Source organism: Pseudomonas mandelii (genome assembly GCF_006438925.1).
Lineage (GTDB): Bacteria > Pseudomonadota > Gammaproteobacteria > Pseudomonadales > Pseudomonadaceae > Aquipseudomonas > Aquipseudomonas mandelii_C.
The window spans coordinates 214,407-224,199 of sequence record NZ_RCZA01000012.1; the positions used below are offsets into that span (position 1 = coordinate 214,407).

General features: G+C 58.1%; 12 protein-coding genes. 7 read left to right on the forward strand and 5 right to left on the reverse strand.

All coding sequences use genetic code 11. From position 1 onward, the window contains the following. Nucleotides 1-5 precede the first annotated feature (5 nt). The 3 genes from flgG to EAH74_RS25740 form a co-directional block, all read right to left on the reverse strand. Complete coding sequence (gene flgG / locus EAH74_RS25730; protein WP_140682037.1) at nt 6-791, reverse strand: flagellar basal-body rod protein FlgG; 786 nt, start codon at nt 789-791, stop codon at nt 6-8. Nucleotides 792-836: 45 nt separating this feature from the next. Continuing rightward, a complete protein-coding gene (locus EAH74_RS25735; RefSeq protein ID WP_140682039.1) occupies nt 837-1,577 on the reverse strand; it encodes a flagellar basal body rod protein FlgF in 741 nt (246 codons plus the stop codon). 364 nt (nt 1,578-1,941) lie between these two features. Continuing rightward, entirely contained in the window at nt 1,942-3,507 is a 1,566-nt protein-coding gene (locus EAH74_RS25740) for a sigma-54-dependent transcriptional regulator (RefSeq protein ID WP_140682041.1), read from the reverse strand. Between the two features lie 280 nt (nt 3,508-3,787). Between EAH74_RS25740 and phhA the strand changes: the two genes are divergently transcribed. The 6 genes from phhA to EAH74_RS25765 all read left to right on the forward strand — a co-directional run bounded on the left by phhA (nt 3,788) and on the right by EAH74_RS25765 (nt 8,229). Continuing rightward, nucleotides 3,788-4,573, forward strand: coding sequence for a phenylalanine 4-monooxygenase (gene phhA, locus EAH74_RS25745; RefSeq protein ID WP_123364516.1), 786 nt, complete (start codon nt 3,788-3,790; stop codon nt 4,571-4,573). 104 nt (nt 4,574-4,677) lie between these two features. Beyond that, the gene (locus EAH74_RS25750) at nt 4,678-5,034 is read left to right on the forward strand and encodes a 4a-hydroxytetrahydrobiopterin dehydratase (RefSeq protein WP_008030478.1); all 357 of its coding nucleotides are present in this window, start codon (nt 4,678-4,680) and stop codon (nt 5,032-5,034) included. After that, nucleotides 5,034-6,227 carry an amino acid aminotransferase gene (locus EAH74_RS25755; RefSeq protein ID WP_140682043.1) on the forward strand — a complete coding sequence of 398 codons (1,194 nt, stop codon included), beginning with the start codon at nt 5,034-5,036 and terminating at the stop codon, nt 6,225-6,227. The genes EAH74_RS25750 and EAH74_RS25755 overlap by 1 nt, the downstream gene beginning before the upstream one ends. A gap of 279 nt (nt 6,228-6,506) precedes the next feature. After that, on the forward strand, nt 6,507-6,638 hold the full coding sequence (locus tag EAH74_RS33640; RefSeq protein WP_259696211.1) for a hypothetical protein: 132 nt from the start codon (nt 6,507-6,509) through the stop codon (nt 6,636-6,638). A 74-nt stretch (nt 6,639-6,712) separates the two neighbouring features. Further along, nucleotides 6,713-6,910 carry a hypothetical protein gene (locus EAH74_RS25760; RefSeq protein ID WP_140682045.1) on the forward strand — a complete coding sequence of 66 codons (198 nt, stop codon included), beginning with the start codon at nt 6,713-6,715 and terminating at the stop codon, nt 6,908-6,910. Between the two features lie 104 nt (nt 6,911-7,014). Continuing rightward, on the forward strand, nt 7,015-8,229 hold the full coding sequence (locus tag EAH74_RS25765; protein WP_140682047.1) for an MFS transporter: 1,215 nt from the start codon (nt 7,015-7,017) through the stop codon (nt 8,227-8,229). Here the strand turns inward: EAH74_RS25765 and arfB are convergent. After that, nucleotides 8,226-8,639 (reverse strand): alternative ribosome rescue aminoacyl-tRNA hydrolase ArfB, encoded by a 414-nt coding sequence (gene arfB, locus EAH74_RS25770; RefSeq protein ID WP_008010994.1) that lies wholly within the window; start codon nt 8,637-8,639, stop codon nt 8,226-8,228. The two genes, EAH74_RS25765 and arfB, sit on opposite strands and share 4 nt — an antisense overlap. A 679-nt stretch (nt 8,640-9,318) precedes the next feature. Beyond that, entirely contained in the window at nt 9,319-9,522 is a 204-nt protein-coding gene (locus EAH74_RS33430; RefSeq protein WP_345789608.1) for a DUF4225 domain-containing protein, read from the reverse strand. A gap of 60 nt (nt 9,523-9,582) precedes the next feature. On the opposite strand from EAH74_RS33430, the gene tnpB reads away from it, so the two are divergent. After that, the coding region (gene tnpB, locus EAH74_RS25780) for an IS66 family insertion sequence element accessory protein TnpB (protein WP_240050558.1) at nt 9,583-9,793 on the forward strand (211 nt) is incomplete at its 3' end.

Sequence of the window (9,793 nt, forward strand, 5' to 3'; positions counted from 1 at the left end):
CTTGATTACAGATTCTGCGTTACGAACGAGAGCATCTGGTCGGCGGTGGAGATCACCTTGGAGTTCATCTCGTAAGCGCGCTGAGTGGTGATCATGTTGACCATCTCTTCAACGGTGCTGACGTTCGAGGTTTCCAGAGTGTTCTGCAACGTGGTGCCGAAACCGGCCAGGCCCGGGGTACCGACTTGCGGCGCGCCGCTGGCAGCGGTTTCCTGGAACAGGTTGTTGCCCACAGCCTGCAGACCGGCCGGGTTGATGAAGTCGGCGGTTTGCAGGTTGCCGATCACCTGGGATGCCGGGTTGCCGGCAACGGTGATGGACACGGTGCCGTCGCGACCGACAGTGAAGGTCTGGGCATCGTTCGGGATGACAATGGCCGGTTCCAGGGCGAAGCCGCTGGCGTTCACGATCTGACCGTTGGAGTCCAGGTGGAACGTACCGTCACGGGTGTAGGAAGTCGTGCCGTCCGGCTGCAGAATCTGGAAGAAACCGCGACCGTCGATGGCCATGTCCAACGGCTGCTCAGTGGTTTGCAGGCTGCCGGCGGTGAAGTTTTTCTGGGTGCCGACAATGCGCACACCGGTACCCACTTGCAGACCCGACGGCAGTTCGCTGTCCTGGGTCGACTGGGCGCCTGGCTGGCGCTTGATCTGGTAGAGCAAGTCCTGGAACTCGGCGCGGTCACGTTTGAAACCCGTGGTCGACACGTTGGCCAGGTTGTTGGAAATGGTCGTCAGGTTGGTGTCCTGGGCGGACAGACCTGTTTTGGCAACCCATAGAGCCGGAAGCATTCGATTCTCCTCGTGCGCCTGTTTTACGGCGCGACGTTCTGATAATTAGCTGATCTGCAAGACCCGAGCCATGGCCTGGTCATCGTCTTTGGCGGTGTTCATCATCTTGATGTGCAGCTCGAACTGCTTGGCCAGGGCCAGCACCGAAGTCATCTCTTCCACGGCGTTGACGTTGCTCGACTCAAGGAAACCCGAGACCAGTTTGACGTCGGCATCGGCTTGCGCCGGCTTGCCGTCCTTGGTGTGGATCGAACCGTCCAGGCCTTTGGTCATGTTCTTGAAGTCTGGGTTGACCAGTTTGATGCGGTCGACTTCCGCCATCACGCGGGGACCTTCGCCCATCGCACGAATGCTGATGGTGCCGTCCTCGCCCACTTCGATTTGCTGCTCGGGCGGCACGGCAATCGGCCCGCCATTGCCCATCACCGGCATACCGTTGCCGGCCCGCAGCACGCCCAGGGCGTCGACATTCAGGCTACCGGTGCGCACGTAGCTTTCGCCGCCGTCAGGGTTCTGCACGGCGATCCAGCCATTGCCTTGCACCGCGACATCGAGGTCGCGACCGGTTTGAACCAAGGCGCCCGGAGAGAAGTCGGTGGCCGGACGTTCGGACAGGGCAAACGCACGCGCCGGAAAGCTGTCGCCGAACACCGGTATCGAACGAGCCTGCTCCAGGTCTTTCTGGAAGCCGTTGGTGGAGATGTTCGCCAGGTTGTTGGCATGAGCCTTCTGCGCCAGTGCATTCTGGCTGGCGCCGGTCATTGCCACATAAAGGTACTTGTCCACGCTCTTTCCTCTGCATGCCGGACGTTTGCCGCCCACTGCTGTACTGCTGAGCCACAAGCAATTTGCAGACCAACTTTTTTCTGGCGGCTCAGGGCCCGGCAAACAAAGGACTTGAGGGGTTCAGGAGGGTTTGGAGGATTGTGTCGAAGACGAAAAACCGGCGGTGTTATGCCGCTTCGCGGCAAGTGCCGACTCTTAGGCTCAACGCGTTGTTGTAGCAGCTGTCGAGCTTGCGAGGCTGCGTTCGGCTGCGCAGCAGTCGTGAATTCAGGCGCTTCGGTTCTTCAGGTAAACCGCATACATAGGGTTTACGACGGCTTCGCCGCCGAACGCAGCCTCGCGGTGCTCGGCAGCTGCTACAGGGCTATGCGCTGCCGGGTTCTTTGCCGACTTCGTACTCGCGCAACTTATTGGCAATGGTCGTATGCGAAACCCCCAGCCGCTTACCCAGTTGGCGACTGCTCGGATGCTCGGAGTACAAGCGTTCAAGCACCGCTTTCTCGAAACGCCCGACAATCTCGTCCAACCCGCCCTCGAGCGAGAAATCGCCAAGTGGCTGACGCACGCCGTAGTCCGGCAGGCGAATATGTTCGGCCTTGACGGTCCCGCCTTCGCACAAGGAAACCGCCTGGAACAACACATTTTCCAATTGCCGAACGTTGCCCGGCCAGTGGTAATGACTGAGCCGTTCCATCGCCGCTGGCGCCAGTTTCGGCAGCGGGCAACCGATCTGCCGACTGGCCTGATCGAGGAAGTGTTCTACCAGCGGCGTCAAACCATCGAGGCATTCGCGCAGTGGCGGGATGTGCAGTGAAAGCACGTTCAAGCGGTGATACAAATCCTGGCGAAATTCACCGCGCGCGCACAACTCGGACAGGTCGACCTGCGTCGCGCAGATCACCCGCACATCCAGATAAACCTCTTCATCGCTGCCTACACGACGGAAGCAACCGTCCTGCAGGAAACGCAGCAATTTCACCTGTAAACGCGGGCTCATTTCCCCGACACCATCGAGAAACAGCGTACCGCCCGCCGTCAACTCCAGCAGACCGAGCTTGCCTTCGGCCCGCGCGCCTTCGAAAGCGCCGGGGCCGTAGCCGAACAGCTCCGTCTCAGCCATGGATTCCGGCAGGCCGGCGCAGTTGAGCGCCATCAACGGTGACTGCCCTCGCGGACTCGCCAGGTGGCAGGCGCGCGCCAACAACTCTTTTCCCGTACCGGTTTCACCTTCTATTAATAGCGGCGCATCCAGCGGCGCCATGCGTCGGGCTTCGCGAACCACCGCGGCCATCACCTTCGAGCTTTGGAAAATGCTGTCGAAACCTCGCAGTTCCTGCTTGCGCACGTTATAGATGCGTTCACCGACCCGGTCGGCGCGGTGCAGCGTGAGAACCGCGCCGGCCATGGCTTCGCTGTCGTCGTGCTCTGATTGCAGCGGCGCGATGTCGGCGAGAAACACGTCGCCCTTCACCTTCACCCGCAACCCGTTGATCCGCGACTTGTTGGCGCGCACCAGTTCTGGCAAGTCGAAATCCTCCGCGTAACGCGACAGCGGAATCCCCGGCACCTCGTCTACCCGCACGCCGAGCAACTGCGCCGCCGCGCGGTTGGCCGCAACGATCGAGCCACCCATATCGATCGACAGCACCGGAAACTCCAAGGCGCCGAGCAACGCATTGAGCTCCATGTGCCGACGTTCGCTGGGCATCAGCCCTACACGCTTGACGCCAAACACCCCAGCAATCGATTCGAATTTCGGACGCAACGCCTGGAACTGAATGTTGATCAGGTTCGGGCAATTCAGGTAGATCGCGTTGCCATGCTCACCGCCGACCTCGCCGCGAGCGACGTTGATCCCGTACTCCACCAGCAGGTTGAGAATGTCGCGCAGGATGCCGATGCGGTTCTGGCAATGGACTTTGATACGCATATAAAGGCCCGAAACAGGAGAGATCGAGGGCCTGAGCAAAGATTTTTCTGCACAGGCGCCAACTTAGTCGTCAAGATTATGTGACACCCGCACGCCATTTCAAACCCGAAAATCTCAATCCCTGCGCCATAGCGACCGATCCGTAACGAAAACTTTACGAAAATCGATGAATTTTCCTACGCACGACGCGACCCGCGTGCTGCAACACTGCATTTCTTGAGGTATTTCTAGGTCCATAGCAGGACATAACAAGAACGAAATCCCCTAGCAGGAGAGCAGCATGAAGCAGACGCAATACGTGGCTCGCGAGCCCGATGCGCAAGGTTTTATCGACTACCCCGCCGAAGAACATGCGGTGTGGAACACGCTGATTACTCGCCAACTGAAAGTGATCGAGGGTCGTGCGTGCCAGGAATATCTGGACGGTATCGAAAAACTCGGTCTGCCCCACGACCGCATTCCGCAACTCGGTGAAATCAACAAAGTCCTCGGTGAAACCACCGGCTGGCAGGTCGCCCGGGTACCCGCACTAATCCCGTTCCAGACCTTTTTCGAATTGCTCGCCAACAAGCAGTTTCCGGTGGCGACGTTTATTCGTACCCGCGAAGAGCTGGATTACCTGCAAGAGCCGGACATTTTCCACGAGATTTTTGGCCACTGCCCGCTGCTGACCAACCCTTGGTTCGCCGAATTCACCCACACCTACGGCAAACTTGGCCTACAGGCTTCCAAGGAAGAACGCGTGTACCTGGCGCGCTTGTACTGGATGACCATCGAGTTTGGCCTGGTCGATACACCAGAAGGCCAGCGCATTTACGGCGGCGGCATTCTCTCCTCGCCGAAAGAAACCGTTTACTGCCTGTCGGACGAACCTGAGCATCAGGCCTTCGATCCACTGGAATGCATGCGCACGCCCTACCGCATCGACATTCTGCAACCGCTGTACTTTGTCCTGCCAAACCTCAAGCGCCTGTTCGATCTCGCCCACGAAGACATCATGGGCATGGTCAAGCAAGGCATGCAGCTGGGCTTGCACACACCAAAATTCCCGCCAAAGGCTGCGTGATCCGCAGCTTTTAGAATCAAGTGAGCCTGTCAGGAACCGACGCTTTGGTTTAGCGTGGTGACAATGACGGCCGATTTCCAATAATTCGATTTCAGGAACCCATCATGTCCACATTGAACCAAGCCCACTGCGAAGCCTGCCGCGCCGATGCCCCTCAGGTCAGCGACGAAGAACTGCCGGTACTGATCAAGCAGATTCCTGACTGGAACATTGAAGTGCGCGACAGCGTGATGCAGCTGGAAAAAGTTTTCCTGTTCAAGAACTTCAAGCACGCCCTGGCGTTCACCAACGCCGTCGGTGAAATCTCCGAGGCTGAAGGTCACCACCCGGGCCTGCTGACCGAGTGGGGCAAAGTCACCGTGACCTGGTGGAGCCACTCCATCAAAGGCCTGCACCGCAATGATTTCATCATGGCCGCGCGCACTGACGAAGTGGCCAAGGACGCCGAGGGCCGCAAATAATGCATTTCGACGCCATCGGTCGAGTACCCGGCGACCCGATTCTCGGCCTGATGGAGGCCTATGCGCAGGACCCCAACCCGCGCAAATTCGACCTCGGCGTGGGCGTCTATAAAGATGCCCAGGGCCTGACACCGATTCCCCAGTCCGTGAAGCTGGCCGAGCAGCGCATGGTGGATCGGCAGACCACCAAGACCTACATCGGTGGTCACGGTGAACCGGCGTTCGGCAAGGCCATCGTTGAATTGGTGCTAGGTGCCGATTCGTCGTTGATCTCCGAACAACGGACCGGCGCGACGCAAACGCCGGGCGGCACCGGCGCGCTGCGCTTGAGCGCCGATTTTATCGCCCAGTGCCTGCCGGGCCGTGGCGTGTGGCTGAGCAACCCGACCTGGCCGATCCACGAAACCATCTTCGCGGCAGCCGGGGTCAAGGTCAGTCACTACCCGTATGTTGGCAGCGATAACCGCCTCGACGTCGAAGCGATGCTCGCAGTACTCAACGAAGCGCCGAAGGGCGATGTGGTGCTGCTGCACGCCTGCTGCCACAACCCGACCGGTTTCGATCTGTCCCATGACGACTGGCGCCGGGTGCTGGACGTGGTGCGCAGTCGCGATCTGGTGCCACTGATCGACTTCGCCTACCAAGGCTTCGGCGATGGCCTGGAACAGGACGCCTGGTCGACCCGGTTGTTCGCTGCCGCGTTGCCGGAAGTGCTGATCACTAGTTCCTGCTCGAAGAACTTCGGCCTGTACCGCGACCGCACCGGCGCGCTGATTGTCTGCGCGAAAACCGCTGACAAGCTGGTGGATATCCGCAGCCAACTGGCCCACATCGCCCGCAACCTGTGGTCGACACCACCGGATCATGGCGCTGCTGTGGTAGCGACCATCCTCGGTGATCCGGAGCTGAAAAGCCTCTGGACCGACGAAGTGGAAGCCATGCGTTTGCGTATCGCCCAACTGCGCAGCGGTTTGGTTGAAGCGCTTGAACCTCATGGTTTGCGCGAGCGCTTTGCGCACATCGGCGTACAGCGCGGGATGTTTTCCTACACCGGTTTGACGCCGGACCAGGTCAAACAACTGCGCGATCATCACAGCGTTTACATGGTCAACTCAGGCCGGGCCAACGTGGCCGGGATTGATGCAACGCGTCTGGACCTGCTGGCCGAGGCAATCGCCGAAGTCTGCAAGTAACCATCAAACCCTGCACAGCCCCTCCCTGTGGGAGCGAGCCTGCTCGCGAAGGCGGAGTGTCAGTCGACATCAACATTGACTGATCCAGCGCATTCGCGAGCAGGCTCGCTCCCACATTTGTTTTGTGTCGCCCCTCTTGCAGACCTGTCTTGACAACCCCATCCGTCGCAACAATTGGATATAAAAGTCTATTTGTCATTTCTTCTGCTGTATCCTCCCCAAGCTTTTTAAAAGCGCGGATCTACCAGATCTATCAACAGACTTTGCGAGGAGCGCGATATGCACGAGATCCCTAATCTCCCCTTCCCAAGCCTGCACGAAACTGAGCAGACGCCCACGCACCAAGCCGGTGCCCAACAGCCCGAGCCGAAAGAAGCCACTGAACGCCGCAAGGCCGACAGCGAAGACTGATTCACCTGCAATGCCAGACCGTGTGGAAAGCGCTAACATGCGCTTTCCACACCGCCTGAATCCCGAGCCCCACCATGACCGACGACTTCAGCCCTACTTTTGACGAAGCTCAGCAAGCCAGCGTCTTGATCGGCACCACCGAGAAGATGATCGAGATCTGGAATCGCCTTTCCCCCGAGAAACGCGCCGCGCTGCTCGCCCGCTTCGGTACCGAAGAAAACGCCCTGGCCGCCCTGGTCACCACGCACCTGGTCGCTCCCGCCAAACCCTGATCCCCCCCATCTGGCAAATAGTTTTACTTTTTCCACGACCCGCAGCCGCTCGCGCCGCTATCATAAGCAGCCTATCTATCCTGCTTCCCCGTGGATCTTTACCCATGTCTGAAAACCAGCGCCCCCTGGCGGTCACGCTGCAAGTCGTTTCCATCGTCCTGTTCACCTTCATCGGCTATCTGAATATCGGCATTCCCCTGGCCGTGTTGCCGGGCTACGTCCACAGCGATCTGGGCTTCGGCGCCGTAATCGCCGGGCTGGTGATCAGCGTGCAATACCTGGCCACCCTGCTCAGCCGTCCGTATGCAGGGAAAATCATCGACAACAAGGGCAGTAAACTCGCCGTGATGTACGGCCTCGCCGGCTGCGGTTTGAGCGGCGTGTTCATGTTGATTTCCGCCTGGACCCAAAGCCTGCCGACCTTGAGCCTGATCAGCCTGCTGATCGGCCGTCTGGTGCTCGGCAGCGCGGAAAGCCTGGTGGGCTCCGGTTCGATCGGCTGGGGCATCGGCCGGGTCGGCGCAGCGAATACAGCCAAGGTCATATCCTGGAACGGCATCGCCAGTTATGGCGCACTGGCGGTCGGCGCACCGCTGGGCGTGCTGCTGGTCAGTCAATTGGGTTTGTGGAGCATGGGCGTGAGCATCGTGTTGCTGGCCGTCCTCGGTCTGGTGCTGGCCTGGCCGAAAACCGCCGCGCCGATTGTGGTCGGTGAACGTTTGCCGTTCATGCATGTGCTGGGGCGCGTGCTTCCACATGGTTGCGGCCTGGCGCTGGGTTCCATCGGTTTCGGCACTATCGCGACTTTCATCACGTTGTATTACGCCACACAGCATTGGAACAACGCGGTGCTGTGCTTGAGTTTGTTCGGTGCCAGTTTCATCGGTGCGCGGCTGCTGTTCGGCAATCTGATCAACCGCCTCGGCGGCTTTCGCGTGGCGATTGCCTGCCTGTCGGTGGAAACCCTCGGCTTGCTGCTGCTTTGGCTGGCACCGGACGCTCATTGGGCACTGGCCGGTGCGGCGCTGAGCGGGTTCGGTTTCTCACTGGTGTTTCCCGCGCTGGGGGTGGAAGCGGTCAACCTGGTACCGGCCTCCAGCCGTGGCGCGGCCGTCGGGGCTTACTCGCTGTTCATTGATTTGTCGCTGGGGATTACCGGGCCGCTGGCCGGTGCGATTGCGGCAGGCTTTGGCTTTGCCTCGATTTTCCTGTTCGCGGCCCTTGCCGCCCTGAGCGGTTTGGCACTGAGTGTTTACTTGTACCGGCAGGCGCCAAAGCACCTCAATGAAAAGTACCGTAACGAACGAGAAGCCCGCTAAAAATCGACCTTGCCGCGCCCTGCCTTGATGCTGCCACGCTTGGTCTTGGATTCGAGCCGACGCTTCTTCGAACCTAGGGTCGGTTTGGTCGGACGACGTTTCTTTTCGACCTTGGTGGCACTGAGGATCAACTCGGTCAGCCGTTCCAGCGCATCTGCGCGATTGGCTTCTTGCGTGCGGTATTGCTGGGCCTTGATGATCAACACCCCTTCGCTGGTGATGCGACTGTCACGCAGCGCCAGCAGCCGTTCCTTGTAGAACTCGGGCAAGGACGAGGCCGGAATGTCGAAACGCAGGTGCACGGCACTGGAGACCTTGTTGACGTTCTGCCCACCGGCGCCCTGGGCACGAATGGCGGTCAATTCGATCTCGGCATCCGGTAGGTGCACGTTGTTGGAAATCACCAGCATGGAAAAGCGTCCGGGTTCAGGGCGTGTAGGATACCGCGAATGCCTTGCCCAATTGCAGATGATCATTAAAGAAGCCGGTTTCAGTTAGGGCCGCCAGTTATTGCATGCAAAGACAGTTGTTTTTATTTTAATTCCTGTATTAATCTAAGACCCCACTGAACGAGATGATCGTTAATGAGCCTAGAAAATATAAGATATTACTTATGTGTAACCTGTTTAGTTCTAGGCTCCTCGGGTCTACCCGCAGGCATCATTGGATGGGGGATAACCGAACTAATACCCCTAGACAGGAAAAACATGGACATGCTGTACTTAACAATCTACGTAATTATCGTTATTTTTGGCTTGCGAATTTACATCCCAAGAATGCGCGGAAAAACATAAAAAAAATCAAGGTTTCGCGACTCCATCATAAAAACCAGAACTCTCTTGAGCTATTGCATTCACAGTAAAAAAATCAACGAACGCCTCCAAAGTCAAAGCTAATCTTCCGGATTGCTGATAAGCCCTTTCATAATTAATGGGATCGCGCCGAAACAATTCGAACATACCAGACTTCGGCACCGACCGTAAAACCCCGTATCCAGACAAAAACAAGTCCAATGAATAATAAATCATATTTCCTCGATAATCATCCCTCAGCATTACTTGATAACCACGCCTAACAGGGCCAAGCGTACTAGGCACATCTGTGCCCATAATAGATATTACTTAACCCCTCATATATATTATTGGTGCCATGTGCTACCAGCAGCACCCCCGGCACGACTCCAAACATCCCCGGGGTTCCAGCAACCGTGACACCCGCTCTGACCTGCATAACACCCGCCGCAACCCCAATACCGTTTGAAGGTAAAACGTAACCGCTCCATGAACCCCACATTCAAAGCCAGCAGTTGATCCCCGAAGCTGTACTCCGATTTCTCTCTGGAGCCAGCACGTCATGATGCGACCCGACGCTAAAGTCGAAAAAGTGTACCTCTACCCCAAGGCCGTGGACTTCCGAAAATCCATCGACGGCCTGGCCGCCTTGGTCGAGCTGGATATCAAGGTCGCGGTGTTCGACCCTGTACTTTTCGTCTTTCTGAATCGCCACCGTAATCGAGTGAAAATCCTTTACTGGGAGCGCAACGGCTTCTGCCTTTGGCTCAAGC